Source organism: Actinospongiicola halichondriae, from assembly GCF_049103745.1.
Taxonomy (GTDB): Bacteria; Actinomycetota; Acidimicrobiia; order Acidimicrobiales; family Salinilacustritrichaceae; genus Salinilacustrithrix; species Salinilacustrithrix halichondriae.
The window spans coordinates 2498918-2518257 of the sequence record NZ_CP171622.1 but is presented as its reverse complement, the minus strand read 5'-3'; the positions used below and the strand labels follow the sequence as shown (position 1 = coordinate 2518257).

The following is a 19340-nucleotide window of genomic DNA, read 5'->3' as shown; positions in this document are numbered from 1 at the left end:
GTGTCGGCCGTGGCGTTGGTGGGACTCGGTCTCGCCGGGATCTGGTACTCGTTCGACACCGGTGTGGGCTTCGTCGCCATGGTGCTCGCCGTGCTCGCCGGCGTGCTCGCCATCCGGGTCGGTCGCCATCGCCGGGCCCGCCTGCTCGGTGCGCTCGCCGTGGTCGTGGCCGTCGCGGGCATCGCCATGCCCTACGGGCCGTCGTTCAAGCTGGTGACCGTCGCCGGCGTCGTCGCCATGCCGATCTCGGCGTTCGTCTTCGGTCGACTCGCCCGTCTCCCGTACCCGACGCCGGCGCTGCTGTCGGTCGCGACGCTCGCGTTCCTCTTCGACAAGAACTTCACCATCTACGGCGGCAACATCGCGTCGACGATGGCCGGCGAGTTCGCGTTCTCGATCAGCCTCGCCCTGGCCATCGCCTATCTCGGCGTGCTGGTCCACGGCCTCCGGACGGGCACCCACCGGGCCACCGCCGCCGTGATGCTGGCGCTCGTCGGTCTCTGCCACCTGATCCCGGCGTTCTTCGCGCTGGGTGCGACCGCCGTCCTGTTGATCGTCCACATCACCAACGAGGTCTCCACGACGACCCGCTCGGGACGCACACGTGCGGCCGTCGCCGCCCTCGTCGCCCTGGCCGTCGTCGATGGGGCGGCGCTGGCCGCCTGGGCCACCGGTTTCGCCTCGACCGGCCCGATCCTCGTCGTGGCGACCGTGGTGACGATCATGATCGCGGTGCTGTGGTGGGCGCGGCTCGGACCGGTCGACGGCCCGGAGTCGGACGAAGACGCCGACAGCCCTCACGCCTCCGGCCCGGTCGGTGCCGCCCGCACCTGGTGGCTCCTCTCGACCGGCCTGGTCACCGCACTGCTCGCGTCGTGGTGGGTCCTGCCCTTCTTCTGGCGACGCATCTATCTCAACGACATGGGCTGGGCGAAGATCGCCGTCCACACCGAGGGCACGTCGATCTGGACGTGGTTCACCGAGTCGGTGTGGCCCGAACTGGTCCCGGGCGACCTCAAGATCGTGGCCGCTCTGGCGCTCGTCGGCGCCGTGCTGTCGCTGGCGTTCAAGAGTCGGATCGGCTCGGCGCTCGTCGTGTTGGGCCTGGGCTTGTCTCTGGCCTTCGTCTACGCCCCGCAGGGGCGTCTGTGGAACGCACGTCTGCTGCCGTTCTGGTACCTCGTCCTGTACTTCCTCGCCGCGATCGGCGTCGGCGAGGTCGCTCGCGCCATGGCTCACGTCTTCGCCAGCCGACCCGAGCGGCCGGTGCGGAGCATCAACTGGATCGCCGCGCCGGTCGTCCTCCTCCTGCTCACCCTCTTCCTCGGTGGGCAGCTGCGGAACCTGCCAGGCGGCCGTGAGAACGCCGACGGTACGTACCGACTCAACGCCACGGTCGGCGTGCCGGGCGTCTTCAGCATCGACGTCCCCGATGCCCTGGCGGTCGACGTCACGGGCCGCAACTTCGTGACCGGCTGGGCCGAGTGGAACTACCTCGGCTACGAGCGCAAGCCCGCCTACCCCGAGTACCGCGGCATCGTCTCGACGATGGCCGAGGTGGGCGAGGAGCGCGGCTGCGGCATGGCGCTGTGGGAGTACAGCCCCGATCTCAACGACTACGGCACGCCGATGGCCCTGATGCTCCTCCCGCACTGGACCGACGGCTGCATCGGGTCGATGGAGGGTCTCTACTTCGAGGCCTCGTCGACGACCCCGTTCCACTTCCTGATGCAGTCCGAGCTGTCGGCGACACCGTCACGAGCGCAGCGCGACCTGCCCTACCGGGATCTCGACCTCGAGGCCGGGGTCGATCACCTCCAGTTGATGGGCGTGAAGTACTACATGGCCAAGAGTGCCGAGGCGAACGCTGCGGCGCAGGCACATCCGGACCTGACCGAGGTCGCAGCGTCGGGCCCCTGGGTCGTCTACGAGGTCGCCGACGCACCGGTGGTCGAAGCGCTCGCGTTCGAACCTGCCGTGACGACCAACGGCGAAGGTCAGCACGACTGGCTGTGCAGCGGCGAGGACACCACCGGCCGGTGCACCGGGCCGGCGCTCGACTGGTTCCAGGACTCGTCGACGTGGGACGTCGCGCTCGCCGCGACCGGGCCAGACGCATGGCAGCGTGTCGGCGAGGGCGAGACGCCCGAGCGGCGTCCCGTACCGACCGCGGTCGTCGACGACGTCGAGATCGGTCGCGACGGCATCTCCTTCACCGTCGACGAGCCCGGCGTGCCCGTGCTGGTCAAGCAGTCGTACTTCCCGAACTGGGAGGTCTCCGGCGCCGATGGCCCCTACCGGGTGGCACCCAACCTCATGGTCGTCGTGCCCACCGACACGCAGGTGTCGATGACCTACGGGCGGACGGGCATCGACTACCTCGGCTACCTGCTGGGTCTCCTGGGCATCGCGCTGGTCGTGGCCCTGTGGCGGGCCGGTCCTGTCGCCGTCCGTCGTCTTCGCGACGGCGACCTCTTCTTCGAACCGGTCGAGTCGACCTCGTCAGTGATCCCGACGGACGGCCTCGCCGGTCTGGACGGCCCACAGGGCGGCGTAGGGCCCCTCGCGGGCGACGAGTTCGTCGTGCGTCCCGCGCTCGACGATGCGCCCTCGGTCGAGGACGTGGATCACGTCGGCGTTGCGGACGGTCGAGAGCCGATGGGCGATGACGAGGGTGGTCCGGTCGGCGGAGATCCGATCGAGTGACCGCTGGATGGCGGCCTCGGTCTCGTTGTCGACGGCCGAGGTGGCTTCGTCCAAGAGCAGGATGACCGGGTCCTTCAGGATCGCCCGGGCGATCGAGATGCGCTGGCGCTGACCACCGGAGAGCTTCTGGCCCCGCTCGCCGACGATCGTGTCGTAGCCCGCCGGCAGGGTCATCACGAACTCGTGGACCTCGGCCACCGTTGCCGCGGCGACGACGTCCTCGAGGCTGGCATCGGGTCGGCCGTAGGCGATGTTCTCCCGTACCGAGCCGTGGAACAGGTACACGTCCTGGCTCACCAGGCCGGTGAGCCGGCGGAGGTCGCCGAGGTCGAGATCGCGGACATCGTGGCCGTCGATCGTCACCCGGCCCTCGTCCGGGTCGTAGAAGCGCAGGAGGAGTCGGACGAGGGTGCTCTTGCCCGATCCGGTCGGTCCGACGACCGCGGTCGTGGTCCCCGCGGCGAGGTCGATCCGCACGGCGTCGAGGGCATTGCCGGCGTCGTCGTAGGCGAAGGTGACGTCCTCGAACACGACGTGTCCATCGCCCTTCGCCAAGGAGAGCCGTGTCGATCCGCCGACGATGGTGGGCTCGGTGTCGACGACGTCGAGGATGCGGTTCGTCGAGGCCATCGCCCGCTGGTACTGATCGAACGTCTCGCCGAGGCGGGTGAGGGGCCACAGCAGCCGCTGGCTCAGGAACAGCAGCACGCTGTACTGGCCGACCGTCAACGTCCCGCCCCGGATCGCCTCGAAGCCACCCCAGATCATGGTGCCGGTGAACCCGACGAGGATCGCCATGCGGATCAGCGGGGTGAAGGCCGACGAGAGCGAGATCGCGCTGCGGTTGGTGTCGCGGTACCGGTTGGACTCGTCGGCGATCCGGGCGGTCTCGCGATCCTCTGCCGTGAAGCTCTTCACGGTCGAGATGCCGAGGATGTTGTTGGCGAGCTGCCCGTTGAGGAATCCCGCCTGGTTGCGCACCGCCTCGTAGCGGGGCTCGAGCTTGCGCTGGAACCAGAACGATCCGTAGAGGATGAGGGGCATGGGGGCGATCGCGAGGAGCGCCACGATCGGGTCGAGAATCACGAAGACCGCACCCACGGCGAGCACGGTGGTGAGGACCTGGATGATCTCGTTGGCGCCGATGTCGAGGAAGCGTTCGAGTTGGTTGACGTCGTCGTTGAGCACGGCCATCAGGTCCCCGGTCGCGCGTTCCTGGAACCACGCGTGCTCGAGTTCCTGCACGTGGCCGTATGCCTCGATGCGAAGGTCGTGCTGGAGGTCCTGGGCGAGGTTCCGCCAGGCCACCCGATGGAAGAACTCGAACAGCGACTCGAAGGCCCACACCACGAAGGTGAGGACGGCGATGCCGACGATCTGCGAGCGCTGCGTCGTGAGCCCCAGGTTGTCGAGAACCGCGTCGCCGTCGTTGGCGACCACGTCGACGGCGAGGCCGATGAGCAGGGGCGGCGCGAGGTCGAAGATCTTGTTGAGGACCGAGTGCAGCGTCGCCCAACCCACGCGTCGGCGGTAGGGCCGAGCGTGTTGCCACAGTCGCCGAAGCGCGCTGGCCGTGGGTGCGTCGATCACATCGGTCGGCGTGCTCATGGCGACGAGTCTGCCCGGGACTTCGCCCGAGTCATGTTCCGGTTCCGCGTGAGCGGAGTCAGCAGTCGGGGTCCTGGATGAACCGATCGGGGTCGCAGACGCCGTCCGGCGGGTCGCTGTTGATCTCGTCGAAGTCGATCTCGTCGACGGCGATGACGATCAGCGCGATGAACGCGAGACCGGCGAGCACACCGAGGACGCCGGTCACGATGCCAGCCGTGGCCTGGCCGGCCCGGGAGTCGACCGCCATCTGCTTCGCCCGGCTCCGGCCGACGATGCCGAACACGATGGCGAGGATGCCGGCGATCACGCCGAACCCGAAGGTCCAGAACAGGAGGATGCTGAGGATGCCGAGGACCAGCGCCGCGGTGGCGAAGCCGTTCGACGCTCGTGGCGCGCCGTAGACCTGTGGCTGTCCCGGGACTCCTCCGCCCTGGGCGTACATCGCCGGTGGCGGTGGTGCGGGCGGCGGCGGAGGCGAAGCCTGTTCCGGCGGGTACCAGTTGCCGTCGGAGGCCTTCCAGTGTCCAGGGCTCGGCGGCTGATCCGTCATCGTGTCGGATCGTACCGTCCGTCCCGTTTGCAGATCGGCCCTGGTGCCGACCACGCTTCCCCTGTGGCCGACATCGACGCTGTCTTCAAGGCATACGACATCCGGGGGACGACGCCCGACCAACTCGATGCCGGGCTGGTCCGCAGCATCGGGGTCGCGTTCGCACGGTTCGTGAAGACCCAGCCGTACCCCCACGAGCGTGTGCTCGTCGCCCGGGACATGCGCGAATCCGGCGTCGAGCTCGTCGACGCGTTCTGCGACGGCGTGACGGCCGAGGGTCTCGACGTCACCCGCCTGGGGTTGGCCTCGACCGACCTCCTGTACTTCGCTTCGGGTTCGCTCGACGCTCCGGGTGCGATGTTCACCGCGAGCCACAACCCCGCGCAGTACAACGGCATCAAGATGACGCTCGCCGGCGCCCGTCCGATCGGTTCCGACTCCGGGCTCGACGAGATGAAGAAGACGGTGCTGTCTGGCGATCTCGACTCGTCCGGGCCCCGTGGCGTCGTCACCGACGACGATCTGCGCGAGGCGTTCGCCGACCACGTCCGGTCGTTCATCGACACGAGCGCCTTGTCGCCGATGACGATCATCGCCGACACGGCGAACGGCATGGGCGGCCTCGTCGTCCCGCTGGTGTTCGATCCGCTGCCCGTCGACGTCGAGGTCATGTACGGCGAACTCGACGGGAACTTCCCCAACCACCCGGCCGATCCGCTCAACACCGACAACCTCGTCGACCTGCAGGCGCGGGTCCTCGAGGCCGGCGCCGACCTCGGGCTCGCCTTCGACGGCGACGCCGACCGGGTCTTCCTCGTCGACGATCTCGGTCAGCCGGTGTCGGGGTCGACGACCACGGCCATCGTCGCCAAGGGTGTGCTCGACAAGGATCCCGGCGCCACGATCCTCCACAACCTGATCTGTTCGAAGTCGGTCCCGGAGGTCGTCCGCGAGAACGGCGGCACGCCGGTCCGCACACGTGTCGGGCACAGCTTCATCAAGGCCGTGATGGCCGAGACCGGTGCGGCGTTCGGTGGCGAACACTCGGCGCACTACTACTTCCGTGACAACTGGCGGGCCGACAGCGGGGCGATCGCCGCGCTGATGGTGCTCGAGCAGCTGAGCCTGAGCGGCCAGAAGTTGTCGGAGTTGCGCAAGCCCTTCGAGCGGTACGCCGCGTCGGGCGAGATCAACACCGAGGTCGACGACACCGCCGCCGTGATCGAGCGTGTGGCGGCCGCCTACGCGGACCTCGATCAGGACCGGATCGACGGCCTCACCGTCGACGGTGGCGATTGGTGGTTCAATCTCCGTCCGAGCAACACCGAACCGCTGCTGCGTCTGAATCTCGAAGCAGCCACCCCGGAAGCGTGCGACGCCAAGGTCGCCGAAGTCCGGTCCCACTTCCACTGAACCGAATCCCCGTGAAAGGGTGAGCGCCATGGCACTCGACCAACTGCTCCTCGACATCCTCGCCTGCCCGGAGGACAAGGGCCCGCTGTACTACTTCGCGGACGAGGACATCCTCCTCAACCCGCGTCTCCAGCGGACGTACGAGATCCGGGACGACATCCCGATCATGCTGATCGACGAGTCGACCTCGATCGATCAGGCCGAGGTCGACCGTCTCCTCGCCAAGGCCGAGGCCGACGGGATCTCGCCCACCTTCGACGCAAGCTGATCCCTCGATGACGGCACCGCTGCCCGACGGTCCGATCGACACCCTCGGGTTCCTCGACGCGGTCCTGGCCATGCCCGAACAGGTCGAGCAGGCGGGCATGGATCCCGTCGCCGGCCTGCCCGCAATCACCGACATCGACCACGTGATCGTCTCGGCCGGCGCCGGTCTGGCACCGCTCGGCGACCTCGTGACGACGCTCGTGTCCTCGGTGGCCACCATCCCGGTGATCGCCGTGCGGGGAGCGTTCCCGGCCTTCGTCGGACCCCGATCGTTGGTCCTGTCGGTCGGCGACGTCGCCGATGCCTCGGTCGACGACCGGTCCTCGACGGCCGCCGGCGCCACGTTCGTGTCGCTGCCGGTCGCCCACGTCGAGTCACTCGAACGCACCGGGCTCGCCGGTGCGCTGGTGTCGGTGCTCCGAGCACTCGAGCAGTTGGGCCAGTACGCAGAGGTCGAGTCGTCGGTCGCTGCGGCGGCCGCACAACTGCGCCGCCGCCGAGACGAGCTGACCGGCCCCGACAGCCCGGCACGCCGACTGGCTCGACGCGTCGGCCGCACGCTGCCACTCGTCTACGGCCCCGATCCGCTGGGTGGCGCAGTCGCCGCCCGCTGGAAGCAGCAGGTCAACCTCGGCGCCAAGGCTGCCTCGTTCGCCAATGCCCTGCCCGACCTCGGCGACGACGAGCTCGCCGGCTGGGGGCAGCACGGCGACATGACCCGCCAGGTGTTCTCGCTGGTCGAGCTGCGCCACGACCACGAGCCCGCCGGTACCGACGGGCCGATGGCCCGAGTGGCCGACCTCCTCGACGAGGTCGTGCACGAGCGCCACGTGGTCGCCGCCGAAGGCGAGGGTGTGTTGGCGCAAGTCCTCGACCTGGTGTTCTACGGCGACGTGTTCAGCCACCACCTGGCCCAGGAGCTCGAGATCGATCCGGGACCGGTGGCGGTATGGTCGGAGGCATGAGCCTCCTCGACCCGCGCCACCGCATCTCGATCGAGTTCTGCGTCCCCTGAAACTATGTTCCGAGAGCCGTCGGTCTGACGGACGAACTGTTGAATGGTTGGGCGCCGATCATCGAGAACATCGATCTGATCCCCGCCGACAAGGGCCGCTTCGAGGTCACCCTCGACGGTGAGCTGATCTTCTCCAAGGCCGCCCTCGGCCGCCACGCCGAACCAGGCGAGGTCAAGGCCCTCGCCGAAGAACGCATGGGCCCCGAGATCCCCCGAGACTGACCCTCCCTCCCACATCGTTCTGGTGAACGACGACGACATCTCGTGGTGTCGATTGACCACCAGAATCAGAGGGTCCAGGGAGCAGCTGTCGGGCGGTGCAGCGTCGGGACGAGGTCCGGGCTGCGGACGAGGTCGGCCATCACCCGGCCGACGGTCTGACGGTCATGCCAGATGTCGTGCGCCCACCAGACGACGACCGAGTAGCCCATCTCGAGAAGTCGGGCGTAGCGCTCGTCGTCATCGTCTCGCTCGCTCAGCGATGTGTGGCCGAATCCGTTGATCTCCACGATCAAGGGCCATGTGGCCAGTCGGTAGTCGACGATGCGGGTCTTCCGCTCGCCGTCGACGCACACCTGTCGTTCGAGAGCAGAGCGCACGGTCCACGGCACGATCTCTTCGAACCGGTCCTCGAGGCCACTCCCAGACGGCTGGTAGTCGGGCGGCCGATCCTCGAGGAGCGAGCGGAGCACGACGATGCCCGACCGGCCACGTCCGCCGGACCGGTCCGCGAGTGCATGGATGGCGGTGCCATCGATGAGGTCGTCGCGCCACGCCTGGTCGAGGGTGCGGGCCATTCTCGCGAGTGCTCGCTCGTGGCCGACCCGATGCGTCCACATCCCCGAGAGCCACAGGATCGTCTCCTCGGGCCGGCAGACGGGGAGGTCCGAGAGCCACGTGCGGGCTCCGTCGTCGAAGCATCGCAACATGTGGATCTGGGCGAGGCGGTCGCCCTTGCCGCCGCTCCCGCGCCCGATCGCAACGTGCGGCGGCGTGAGGCGGAACGGCCCGAAGCCCCACAGCGCGGCGCTGGTCTTGCCCCACAGGAGTGCAGCCGAGCCAGCGTCGAGGAGCGCGTGCATGAGTCCCTGTTCGATCGTGACGCCCGCCGCCCGATGCCGCCGAACCCGCGGGCTGAGACGTTCGAGTTCGGGGTGGCGGTAGACGCGCCGCCGGGCGGCGGGACTCGCCACCGTCGCGCTGATCTGTCGGTCAGCGATGAGACCGTGTTGACGTCGGATGAGGTGGAGGATCTCGTCGGGCAGCATGGGACCTCGCAGGACTGGGAGCGTCGGCACCGAGCGTGCGAGTGGTCCGTCCTCGACTCGTCGAGCGACCTGGAGCCGACGGTATCGACCCCCACCGACAGGAATCCCAACCTGTTCTGGTGAACGGGTGCGTCATCTGGTGGTGTCGATGGTTCACCAGAACGATGGGGGTGGGTTCTGGTGAACGGGTGCGTCATCTGGTGGTGTCGGTCGTTCACCAGAACGATGGGGGTGGGTGGGGTGGGTGGAGAGGTCGGGGTGAGGTGGTCCGACGATCTAGGGTGGTGGGTCGGTCGGCTGTGATGATCGGCGCTGGTTGCGCCCAGCCACCTCCCGAATCCCGACGATGTCGCCCCGACGTGGCGACGCGCACGTGAGGTGCCTTCCAACCATGAGTTTCACTGATTTCAAAGTTGCCGATCTGAGCCTGGCCCCCTGGGGTCGCAAGGAGATCGAGCTGGCCGAGGTCGAGATGCCCGGCCTGATGTCGCTCCGCGCCGAGTACGCCGACGAGCAGCCCCTGGCCGGCGCCCGCATCATGGGCAGCCTCCACATGACCATCCAGACCGCCGTCCTCATCGAGACGCTCACCGCGCTCGGTGCCGACGTCCGTTGGGTCAGCTGCAACATCTTCTCGACCCAGGACCACGCCGCAGCGGCGATCGCCGTCGGCCCCGAGGGCACGATCGAGCAGCCCAAGGGCGTCCCCGTCTTCGCATGGAAGGGCGAGACGCTGGAGGAGTACTGGTGGTGCACCGAGCAGGCGCTCCAGTGGCCGGACCCGACCGGTGCCGGTTTCCACGGCCCGAACATGATCCTCGACGACGGCGGCGACGCCACGCTGTTGGTCCACAAGGGCCTGCAGTTCGAGAAGGACGGCGTCGTTCCCGAGGCCACCGAGGACGACCCTGAGGAGTACGGCGTCATCCTCGACCTGCTCCGCAAGCTCCAGGCTCAGGACAACAAGCTCTGGCACAAGATCGCTCCGGACATCCAGGGCGTCACCGAGGAGACCACCACCGGCGTCCACCGCCTCTACCAGATGTTCGAGTCGGGCCAGCTCCTGTTCCCGGCCATCAACGTCAACGACTCGGTCACGAAGTCGAAGTTCGACAACCTCTACGGCTGCCGGCACTCGCTGATCGACGGCATCAACCGCGCCACCGACGTGATGATGGGCGGCAAGGTCGCCGTCGTCCTCGGCTACGGCGACGTCGGCAAGGGCTGCGCCGAGTCACTGCGTGGCCAGGGCGCCCGGGTCATCGTCACCGAGGCCGACCCGATCTGTGCGCTGCAGGCGGCCATGGACGGCTACGAGGTCACCACCCTCGAGGACGTCCTCGAGCGGGCTGACATCTTCATCACCGCCACCGGCAACAAGGACATCATCCTCGCCGGCCACATGGCGAAGATGAAGCACAACGCCATCGTCGGCAACATCGGTCACTTCGACAACGAGATCGACATCGCCGGCCTCGCTCGCATGAGCGACGTCCAGAAGATCGAGATCAAGCCGCAGGTCCACGAGTTCGTCTTCCCTGACGGCCACAGCATCATCATGCTGGCCGAAGGTCGTCTCCTGAACCTCGGTTGCGCCACCGGCCACCCGAGCTTCGTGATGAGCTGCTCGTTCTCCAACCAGGTCGTCGCGCAGATCGAGCTCTTCAACCGGGCCGAGAACTACCCGCTCGGCGTCCACGTCCTCCCCAAGGTGCTCGACGAGAAGGTCGCACGCGCCCACCTCGACGCCCTCGGAGTGAAGCTCACGCAGCTGACCACCGAGCAGGCCGACTACCTCGGCGTGCCGCAGGACGGTCCCTACAAGCCGGACCACTACCGCTACTAGCAGTCCCGGCAGCCGACGGCTGATCGGATGAGAAGGGCGGGGTTATGGTGCGGCGATGTCGCACCGACCCCGCCCTTCCGCGCCCCGGCTCGAGCCACTGGACCCGTCGAGCCTCGACGACGAGACCAAGGGGATCGTCCCCCCGGGCTCGTTCAACATCTTCCGCACGCTGGCCCATCACCCGAAGCTGCTCAAGCGCTGGATGGTGTTCGGCAACCACGTGTTGGCCAAGTCGACCCTCCCGGAGCGCGAACGCGAGATCGTCATCCTGCGCATCGGGTGGCGTTGCGGCGCCGAGTACGAGTTCGGCCAGCACACCGTCATCGGTGAGCGAGTCGGGCTGACGGCCGAGGAGATCCGAGCGCTGACGGGTGACGTGTCGGCTCACGACTGGAGCGACGCCGATCGAGCGCTGGTGGTGGCCGCGGACGAACTCCACGACGACCAGTGCATCAGCGACGAGACTTGGTCGGCGTTGCGGGAGACGTGGAACACCGAGCAACTGCTCGACATCGTGTTCACGGCCGGGCAGTACACCCTCGTCTCGATGGCGCTCAACAGCCTCGGCGTCGAACTCGACGAGGGGCTGCCGGGGTTCCCGGCATGAGTGGACGTCTGGACGGCATGGTCGCCCTCGTCGTGGGCGGCGGGCAGACGCCGGGCGAGACGATCGGGAACGGCCGGGCGATCTGCGTTCGCTTCGCCCAGGAGGGTGCCTCGGTGGTCGTGGTGGACCGGGTCGTCGAACGGGCGGAGGAGACCGTCGCCCAGCTCGCCGCCGACGGCCACGTGGCGGTGGCGCTCGGCGGCGACGTCACGAGCGGCGACGACTGCAAGGCGATGGTCGACGCGGCGGTCGAGACCTTCGGTCGCCTCGACGTGCTCGTGAACAACGTCGGCATCGGTGGCCGCGACGGCGGTCCGGTGAGCCTCGACGAGGAGGTGTGGGATCGGATCCAGGACGTGAACCTCAAGGGCATGTACCTCACCTGCAAGCACGCGCTTCCGGTGATGCGAGCGCAGGGTTCCGGTGCGATCGTCAACATCTCGTCGCTGGCGGCCGTGGCGTCGACCAACATGCTCGCCTACAAGACGTCCAAGGCGGGGGTCAACGCCCTCACGCAGTCGGTCGCCAACGGCAACGCCAAGCACGGCATCCGTGCGAACGCGATCATGCCTGGACTGATGGACACGCCGATGGCCGTCGACGTCCTCGCTGGCGCACTGGGCGTCGACCGGGCCGAGGTCGCGGACCGACGCGCCGAGCAGGTCCCGTTGCGCCAGCGCCAGGGCACCGCCTGGGACGTCGCCAACGCAGCGCTCTTCCTGGCCTCGGACGAGGCGCAGTTCATCACCGGTGTGGTGCTGCCGGTCGACGGCGGGCAGGCCGCCCGCATCGGATAGTCGGAGCAGATCAGGTGTAGGGCGGCGGCGCGGCGCTGAGGCCGTCCGTGGGGCCCTCGGCCAGGACGGAGCGGGCGGCGGCGATGGCGGCGTCGACGTCGTCGGAGGTCACGTCGAGGTGGGTGCAGAGACGGTTGCGCGCACCGATCGTGCTGATCTCGATGTTACGTGCGGCCATCGCCGACGCGAACGTCTCGGCCGTCAGCCCCAGGGGAGTGGGATCGACGAAGACGAGGTTGGTGTCGGGTGGTGTCACCGCGAACCCGATCGCCGTCAGTTCGTCGGCGAGGCGTCGAGCGTGGGCGTGGTCGTCGGCGAGTCGTTCGACGTGATGGTCGAGAGCATGGAGGCATCCGGCTGCGACGATGCCGGCCTGGCGCATGGCGCCCCCGAAGCGATGCTTGAGGAGCCAGGCCTTCTCCATCACGTCGTCGGGGCCGGCCAGGACCGCGCCGGTCGGAGCACCGAGGCCCTTGGTGAAGTCGACCCAGATGGTGTCGACGGGAGCGGCCCACTCGGCGGCGGAGACGCCGGAGGCGACGACGGCGTTCATCAGTCGGGCGCCGTCGGTGTGCACGGCCACGCCGGCCGCGTGAGCAGCGTCGGCCACGGCGGTGTACTGGTCGAGCGGCCAGACCGTGCCACCGGCGAAGTTGTGGGTCTGTTCGAGGCACACCAATCGTGTGGGGGGTACGTACTGATTCCCCGGAGTCATCACCTCGGTGAGCTGCTCGACGGTGAAGGTGCCGCGCTCGCCCCGGATGGTCTCGATGACGCACCCGCTCACCGCGGCGGCGCCCGAGGTCTCGGAGCGGAGGACGTGGCCGGAGTGTTCGAGGACGATCGAGTCGCCGGGCGAGGTGTGCGCGGCGATGGCGACCAGGTTGCACATGGTGCCGGTGGGGAAGAAGATCGCGCGTTCCTTGCCCAGCAGGTCGGCCATCCGGTGCTGGAGTTCGTTGACCGTGGGGTCGGCCTTGCGCTGCTCGTCGCCGACCTCGGCTGCGGCCATCGCCGCTCGCATCGCGTCGGTGGGACGGGTCTGGGTGTCCGAGAAGAGGTTGATGCTCACGAGTGCAGGTTGGCACGCGTCGGCCGGGGCTCGGGCTCGTCCATGGTGAGTCGGGGGAGCCACCAGGCGACGTTGGGTCCCACGCCGAGCGCGAAGACGATCGTGCCGACGCCGACCGTGCCGCCGAGCACGAATCCGAGGGCGAGAGCCGACAGTTCGATCCCCGAACGAACCGGCCCCACCCGGAGTCCGCGTCGGGCGAGGCCCGTCATCAGGCCGTCGCGCGGGCCGGGCCCGAGACCCGATCCGATGTAGAGACCCGAGCCCGGTCCCCAGAGCCACACGCCGAAGAGGAGGTACGCGACTCTGGCCCAGAGCGCATCGGGTGTGTCGACGACGAGCAGGGTGAGGTCGAGGGCGATGCCGATGACGAAGACGTTCATCACCGTCCCCAGGCCGGGTCGTTCGCGCAACGGGACCCAGCCCAGGAGGACGACGACCCCGACGCCGATGCTGGCGGTGCCGATGCTGATGTCGAAGCGCTCGGAGAGTCCCTGGTGGAGCACGTCCCAGGGCGACAGGCCGATGTCGCCGGCCACGGTGAGGCCGAGGCCGACCCCGAGCATCACGAGGCCGACGAAGCAGCGGGTCAGTCGCGCCAGGCGCGGGCGGGGGAGCACGCGACGACGCTACCGACGGGTCAGCTCCCGAGCAGGTGGATTGGGAACGACGTCGCCTGGGTGACGTGACCGTCCTCTGCCGACAGGATCCGGTAGACGACGATGCCGGGCGTGTCCTCGGTCGGCGCGGTGAACTCGATCTCGCCGGTGAACGGACCGGCCGGTGGCGTGCCGCTCCCGGTCACGAAGCCCTCGCCGATCGGCTCGGGGTCGTCCTGGGTTCGCACGATGACGTCCACCGTGCCTTCGAACGCGAGCGCCGAACCCGTGGTGTCGAACGGGGACGAGAGCTCGTCGCCCGCGGTCGGCGTGTCGACGGCGATGTCGTCGGTCTGCGAGCCGAGCACGTACCAGGTGTCGTCCTCCATCAGCCGGACGAGCACGATGGTCTCGGGCCCGTTCGCCCGATCGCTGATGACCACCTCTCCTGATCGGCTGTCGCCCTCGCGGTACTCCACGACCACGAGCTCGGTGAAGCCGAGGACCTCGGTGGCGTACGACGCTCCCGCGGTCTCCGGCGAGTCGAACCGTTGGCTGTGCAACGGGCTGGGGTAGGCGACGCCGTAGGGATCGACGTCGCTGACGAAGGGTGCTTCGGTCGTCGACGTCGTCGTCTCGGCCGTCGTCGACGAGGTCGTGGTGGCCTCCTCGGTCGTGGTCGTCGTGCTGGTGTCGGTCGCGACGCCGGTGTCGTCGTCGTCGGTGGCGACGAACACGACGACTGCGGCGAGGAGTGCGGCAGCGACGGAGCCGCCGGCGATCAGCCAACGGCGGCTGTTGGTCTGCGTGGGAGTGGTCATGAGTCGTCTCTCGATTCGGTCCAGGCCGTCGGACGACGGCTCGATGGTCTCGGCATGTGCGGCGAGCGCCTCGCGCAGGCGAGACGCGGTGTCCGGGTTGTTGGTGGTGTGGTCGTCGGTCATGGCTGCGTCATCTGCTCCTCGAGCGCTGCGAGCCCGCGATGCGCGTGGGTCTTGACGGTGCCCGCGCTGATGCCGAGCGCCGAGGCGATCTCCGCCTCGGACAGGTCGCCGTAGTAGCGCAGCACGAGCACTTGTCGCTGTCGTTCGGGGAGGCGCTCGAGCGCCTGCAACATCCGCTGCGAGTCGTCGGCCGCGAGCACCGGTCCGTCGGCTGCCGGGGCACTCGGGGGCGATTCGACACTGCGGAGGTGGCGGCGACGCACGCGGCGCTTGCGCAACTGGGAGCGGGCGCGATTGGCGACGGCCGTGCGCAGGTAGGCCGCCGCCGCCGACGGATCGCGCAATGCCTGGCGTTCGCGTGCGCCGGCCACGGCGACGAAGGCGTCCTGCACGAGTTCCTCGGCCAGCCCGACCTCGTCGACCAACATCGTGGCGAGGCGGACCAGTCGGCGGTACTCGGTCCGGTACAGGTCGACGAGCCACGGGTCGAGCCCGGGTCCGTCCGTACCGTCCGATCGAATCGCCATCGTGGCCATCATCATGCCGTCAGACGCTCGTCGGTGGGGATCGGTTGACACGCTCGTTCCTGTCGGAGGTGGTCCGTACGGTCGACCCATGCCCCTGTTCCGGCGTTGTTGTCTGGTCTGCGGACGGCCGGGTGAGCCGCTCTGCTCGTCGTGTCGTCGTCGGTTGTCGCCACCGCCGTCCACCCGCGTGCGCGGCGTGGGACGGGTCCCAGCGTTGTTCTCGTACGAGGGCGTGGGAGCGACCGTCGTCCAGGCACTCAAGTTCCGGGACGGGCGACGACTGGTCACCCCGCTCGCCGACGCGCTGGCCGACCTCGTCGAGCACGACGAACCCGTGGTGTGCACCTGGTTGCCCACCAGCGGATCGCGACGCAGGACACGGGGATTCGACCAGTCCGAACTCCTCGCGCGTGCGGTGGCGCGGCGTCTGGGTGCCCCGGCGGTGTCCGTTCTGCGGCGTTCGCCGGGCGCGGCCCAGACCGGCAGAACGCGCGCGGAGCGTGACCGGAACGTCGAGTTCCGGGTGACCACCAAGGCCGTCCGAACCGTGGATCGTCCGCTCCTGGTGCTCGACGACGTGTGCACCACGGGCGCCACGATCCGAGCGGCTGCGACCGCGCTCCGCGAGATCGGCGCGTCCTCCGTCGCCTTCATGACCGTGGCCCGGACCCCCTGATCGGGCGGGTGGATCACGCCCGATGAGGTGGCAACCGGTAGCCTCGGTTGACGGTGTCATCGGAGGGCAACAGGGTGAGCGAGAACGCTACGGAGTCGGAACAAGAGCGCATCAGGGTGATGATCTGTGACGATCACGCCCTTTTTCGGCGTGGCCTGATCATGGTCCTCGAGGCCGAGGACGACATCGAGGTGGTCGGTGAGGCCGAGGACGGACGCGATGCCGTGGCCCGTGTGGCCGACATCGTCCCCGACGTGGTGCTCATGGACGTCCGTATGCCCGAAATCGACGGGATCGAGGCCACGCGCCTGATCGCCGAACAGGCGCCGTCGGCCAAGATCCTGATGCTCACGGTGAGTGACGAGGAGAGCGACCTCTACGAGGCCATCAAGGCCGGTGCGACCGGGTACCTCCTGAAGGAGATCTCGATCGAGGAGGTGGCCTCGGCCGTCCGAGCCGTCGTCTCCGGCCAGAGCCTCATCAGCCCGTCGATGGCGTCGAAGCTCCTGACCGAGTTCACCAACCTCGCCAAGCGCGCCGACGAGCGGACGTCGGTGCCGACGCCTCGACTCACCGAGCGCGAGCTCGAGGTCCTGCGGCTCGTCGCCCAGGGCATGTCGAACCGTGAGATCGCCGGCGAGTTGTACATCTCGGAGAACACGGTCAAGAACCACGTCCGGAACATCCTCGAGAAGCTGCACCTGCACACGCGCATGGAGGCCGTCATGTACGCCGTGCGCGAGAAGCTCCTCGACATCCCCGGCACCTGACACCCGCCCCGTCAGGGGTAGATGGCAGCCAACATCTCGGTGTAGCGGTCGATGCCGGCGCTGCTGAGATGCACGCCGTCGTCGGTGAGCAGGCCGGGCTCGGTGTTCGCGATGTGGTTCCAGTCGGCGACGATCACGTTGTCGTGTTCGGCCGCGAGTCGGTCGATCTCCCCGTTGACCTGTTCCTCCCAACGCCGGGGCACCCGGATCCGGACGAGGACGAGGTTTCGGTCGGGCCCGACGGCGTCGTAGGCCGCGTTGAACGAGTCCGAGCTGATCGCACCGTTGTTCCCGATGTGGAGCACGACCGTCGGTCGGAGTCGGTCGTCGGCGGCGAGTTGCTGGAGGAACGCGATGCTCTCGCTCGCCCGTCGACCCTTCACGGCATCGATGTGCAGTCGGTCGCCGTAGTGACCGAGGAGGCGGTCGACGGCGCCGAGCGTGACCGATTCACCGATGATCGTCAGCGGTCCGCCGTCGGCGGGCAACGTCGCGGACGAGGTCTCGGCCTCGGTGGTCGGGGGCGCGGTCACCTCGGGCTCCTCGGTGGTCGACGGCGCGAGGGTGGTCGTCGTCGTGGTGGTGGTGGCCAGCGGGGCGCGCGAGGTGGCGATCTCCCGCGACGGCGTCGGCGCGGCCAGGAGCGCGACGACGGCGACGGAGGCGAGCGCTGCGCCGGCCAGGCCCACGCGTCGCGCGGGAGCGACACCGATGCGCGCCTGCAGACGACGGGCCAGATCCTGGACCCGTCCGTCGCGGAAGGGCTGCTCGATGCAGCGGTACGAGAGCTCCGACAGGGCGACGATGAGCCCCAGACGGACGACGAGCGCCGAAGCCCCCGTGAGGCCCCAGTCGACATCCGGCCGGGTGAACACGATGACCGGCCAGTGCCACAGGTACAGCGAGTACGAGCGCCGCCCGATCGCGGTGAGCGCGCGCGACCCGAGGAGTCTGCGGGTCGTCGACGCCGGGTGGGTCGCAGACAGCAGGAGTGCGATGGTGCAGACGTCGACCCACAGGAATCCCCACGGGTAGGTCCATGGGTCGAACTCGCTGCGACCCGAGAACTGCCACACCAGCGCTGCCAACGCCGCGAGGCCCACGGCGTCGACCATCCGCCGAGCGGGCACGGAGATGCCGGCACGGAGCCGTTCTGGCGTCCACGCGAACGCGAGCACGCCACCGAGCAGGATCCCGAACGCTCGGGTGTCGGTGCCGAAGTATGCGCGCTCGGGAGCGGCGATGTCGGCCGTGATCTGCATCGCCCACAGCGAGGCGACGACGGCGACCCCGATGAGCGCCGCGGTCGGCCGACGCCCGAACCGCTTCAACGACACCGGCAGCACCAGGGGCCAGAGCAGGTAGAACTGCTCCTCGATCGCCAATGACCACAGATGGCGCAGCGGCGACGGCCTCCCGAACGCCTCGAAGTACGGCTGGTCGGCGAGGATCGCATGCCAGTTCTGGACGTAGAGCAGGCTGGCGAACGCGTCGCCGCGGAAACGTGCCGCCTCGGTGGCCGAGAGCACGACCACGGTCCACACCCACACCCCGATGACGAGTGCGACCACGGCGGGAAGGAGTCGGCGGGCTCGCCGCAGCCAGAACGCGGGGCGGCTGACGGTACCGGTCCGCCATTCCTCGTCGAGCAGGAGTCGGGTGATGAGGAAGCCGGACAGGACGAAGAACACCTCGACGCCCAGGTAGCCGCCGGTCGCCCAGCTGTAGTCGAGGTGGTAGGCGACGACGGCTGCCACCGAGACGGCACGGATCCCGTCGAGTCCGGGCAGATACCGCAGCGGGCGACGCGTCGACCAACGCGGCGTCAGGTCGTCGAGGACGGAGGTGAATCCGGTGGTCTCCTCGGTCGTGGTCACGGGATGCAGTCGCACGCGACGTGATAGGCGATCAGTCGGCCGAGCGCTCGCTGGCCGGCGTCGTTCGGGTGGACGTTGTCGGCGAGCCAGTCCTGGCCCTCGCTGGCCAGGAACCAGTCGATGACACGGGCACGGGCGTCCCGTCGTGCGAGCGCCTCGAGTTCTCGGTTGTTGGGGTCCTGGCGCCCGAACCCGACGATGCGGGTGGTCACCCACCACACGCGGTCGATCCCCGGGATCGCTGCCATGGCGTCGTCGAGGTCTGCTGCCGACACCGAGGAGTTGTTGGCCAGGATCACGACGGCGACCTCGGGGAAGATGCCCTCCGCGGCAAGGCTCGCTGCCTGGTCGGCGAGCGCCTCGACGCCGTCGGCGACGACCGTGCCCGCGGGGACCCCTCCGCAGGGCCCTTCGATGGCCTGGTCGATCCGTCGGCAGTCGGCGGCGTCGATGTGGAGTTCGGACGACAGGTGGGTGGCGATGTCGTCGGTGACCAGGACCATCACCGAGTCGCCGACGAGCAGCACGTCGTCGGGAGAGGGGTCGGTGCCGATGCCACGGACCCGCGCCCGCAACTCGCCAGCCGTCGGTGGGGGAGCGATGGGGGCGGTCGTCGATGTCGACGTCGTCGACTCGCGCTCCACGGCGACCGGGGTCGCGGAGCAGCCAGCGACGAGGAGTCCGCCCGCGACCAGACAACGCGCGAATCGGTGCACGATGGACACCGGCTCAGGCTAGCGACGGTCTCGGAGATGCCCCGGGCAGCTCGCGTCGGGGCTGGATGGGGAGCGATCG

At 68.9% G+C, this 19340-nt stretch carries 17 protein-coding genes and 1 pseudogene; 9 read left to right on the top strand and 9 right to left on the bottom strand.

Translation table 11 applies throughout. The features are described 5' to 3' along the window. Positions 1 to 2502: 2502 nt before the first annotated feature. Complete coding sequence (locus AB8619_RS12440; protein WP_436792948.1) at positions 2503 to 4314, bottom strand: ABC transporter ATP-binding protein; 1812 nt, start codon at positions 4312 to 4314, stop codon at positions 2503 to 2505. A 58-nt stretch (positions 4315 to 4372) separates the two neighbouring features. Continuing rightward, positions 4373 to 4867, bottom strand: coding sequence for a DUF4190 domain-containing protein (locus AB8619_RS12435; protein ID WP_436792947.1), 495 nt, complete (start codon positions 4865 to 4867; stop codon positions 4373 to 4375). Positions 4868 to 4930: 63 nt separating this feature from the next. On the opposite strand from AB8619_RS12435, the gene AB8619_RS12430 reads away from it, so the two are divergent. The 4 genes and pseudogenes from AB8619_RS12430 to AB8619_RS12415 form a co-directional block, all read left to right on the top strand. Then, positions 4931 to 6280: a phosphomannomutase/phosphoglucomutase gene (locus AB8619_RS12430; protein WP_436792946.1), complete on the top strand. Its 1350-nt coding sequence runs from the start codon at positions 4931 to 4933 to the stop codon at positions 6278 to 6280. 28 nt (positions 6281 to 6308) lie between these two features. After that, complete coding sequence (locus AB8619_RS12425; protein ID WP_436792945.1) at positions 6309 to 6548, top strand: Trm112 family protein; 240 nt, start codon at positions 6309 to 6311, stop codon at positions 6546 to 6548. Positions 6549 to 6555: 7 nt separating this feature from the next. Beyond that, positions 6556 to 7512 (top strand): SIS domain-containing protein, encoded by a 957-nt coding sequence (locus AB8619_RS12420; RefSeq protein ID WP_436792944.1) that lies wholly within the window; start codon positions 6556 to 6558, stop codon positions 7510 to 7512. 62 nt (positions 7513 to 7574) lie between these two features. After that, positions 7575 to 7784 (top strand): annotated as a pseudogene (locus tag AB8619_RS12415) (Rdx family protein); the annotation flags it as partial. Between the two features lie 65 nt (positions 7785 to 7849). Here the strand turns inward: AB8619_RS12415 and AB8619_RS12410 are convergent. Continuing rightward, positions 7850 to 8830: a DUF559 domain-containing protein gene (locus AB8619_RS12410; RefSeq protein ID WP_436792943.1), complete on the bottom strand. Its 981-nt coding sequence runs from the start codon at positions 8828 to 8830 to the stop codon at positions 7850 to 7852. 391 nt (positions 8831 to 9221) lie between these two features. Here AB8619_RS12410 and ahcY point away from each other — a divergent pair, with 391 nt between their 5' ends. The 3 genes from ahcY to AB8619_RS12395 are packed head-to-tail and all read left to right on the top strand — an operon-like array spanning position 9222 to position 12080. Continuing rightward, complete coding sequence (gene ahcY / locus AB8619_RS12405; RefSeq protein ID WP_436792942.1) at positions 9222 to 10676, top strand: adenosylhomocysteinase; 1455 nt, start codon at positions 9222 to 9224, stop codon at positions 10674 to 10676. Between the two features lie 55 nt (positions 10677 to 10731). Beyond that, complete coding sequence (locus AB8619_RS12400) at positions 10732 to 11283, top strand: carboxymuconolactone decarboxylase family protein (protein WP_436792941.1); 552 nt, start codon at positions 10732 to 10734, stop codon at positions 11281 to 11283. After that, positions 11280 to 12080, top strand: a complete 801-nt coding sequence (locus tag AB8619_RS12395) for an SDR family NAD(P)-dependent oxidoreductase (protein WP_436792940.1) — start codon at positions 11280 to 11282, stop codon at positions 12078 to 12080. Before AB8619_RS12400 ends, AB8619_RS12395 begins: the two co-directional genes overlap by 4 nt. Positions 12081 to 12090: 10 nt before the next feature. On the opposite strand, the gene AB8619_RS12390 is transcribed toward AB8619_RS12395, so the two are convergent. The 4 genes from AB8619_RS12390 to AB8619_RS12375 are packed head-to-tail and all read right to left on the bottom strand — an operon-like array spanning position 12091 to position 15231. After that, positions 12091 to 13152, bottom strand: a complete 1062-nt coding sequence (locus tag AB8619_RS12390) for a threonine aldolase family protein (RefSeq protein WP_436792939.1) — start codon at positions 13150 to 13152, stop codon at positions 12091 to 12093. Further along, the gene (locus AB8619_RS12385; RefSeq protein WP_436792938.1) at positions 13149 to 13772 is read right to left on the bottom strand and encodes a YczE/YyaS/YitT family protein; all 624 of its coding nucleotides are present in this window, start codon (positions 13770 to 13772) and stop codon (positions 13149 to 13151) included. The genes AB8619_RS12390 and AB8619_RS12385 overlap by 4 nt, the downstream gene beginning before the upstream one ends. Positions 13773 to 13792: 20 nt before the next feature. Continuing rightward, the gene (locus AB8619_RS12380) at positions 13793 to 14695 is read right to left on the bottom strand and encodes a Gmad2 immunoglobulin-like domain-containing protein (protein ID WP_436792937.1); all 903 of its coding nucleotides are present in this window, start codon (positions 14693 to 14695) and stop codon (positions 13793 to 13795) included. Beyond that, on the bottom strand, positions 14692 to 15231 hold the full coding sequence (locus AB8619_RS12375) for a SigE family RNA polymerase sigma factor (protein WP_436796382.1): 540 nt from the start codon (positions 15229 to 15231) through the stop codon (positions 14692 to 14694). The genes AB8619_RS12380 and AB8619_RS12375 overlap by 4 nt, the downstream gene beginning before the upstream one ends. 187 nt (positions 15232 to 15418) lie before the next feature. Between AB8619_RS12375 and AB8619_RS12370 the strand changes: the two genes are divergently transcribed. Beyond that, positions 15419 to 15898 carry a ComF family protein gene (locus AB8619_RS12370; protein ID WP_436792936.1) on the top strand — a complete coding sequence of 160 codons (480 nt, stop codon included), beginning with the start codon at positions 15419 to 15421 and terminating at the stop codon, positions 15896 to 15898. 119 nt (positions 15899 to 16017) lie between these two features. Beyond that, a complete protein-coding gene (locus AB8619_RS12365) occupies positions 16018 to 16668 on the top strand; it encodes a response regulator (RefSeq protein ID WP_436796381.1) in 651 nt (216 codons plus the stop codon). 11 nt (positions 16669 to 16679) lie between these two features. On the opposite strand, the gene AB8619_RS12360 is transcribed toward AB8619_RS12365, so the two are convergent. After that, positions 16680 to 18560 carry an acyltransferase family protein gene (locus AB8619_RS12360; RefSeq protein WP_436792935.1) on the bottom strand — a complete coding sequence of 627 codons (1881 nt, stop codon included), beginning with the start codon at positions 18558 to 18560 and terminating at the stop codon, positions 16680 to 16682. Next, positions 18542 to 19270, bottom strand: a complete 729-nt coding sequence (locus AB8619_RS12355; protein ID WP_436792934.1) for a hypothetical protein — start codon at positions 19268 to 19270, stop codon at positions 18542 to 18544. Before AB8619_RS12355 ends, AB8619_RS12360 begins: the two co-directional genes overlap by 19 nt. Positions 19271 to 19340: the final 70 nt, after the last annotated feature.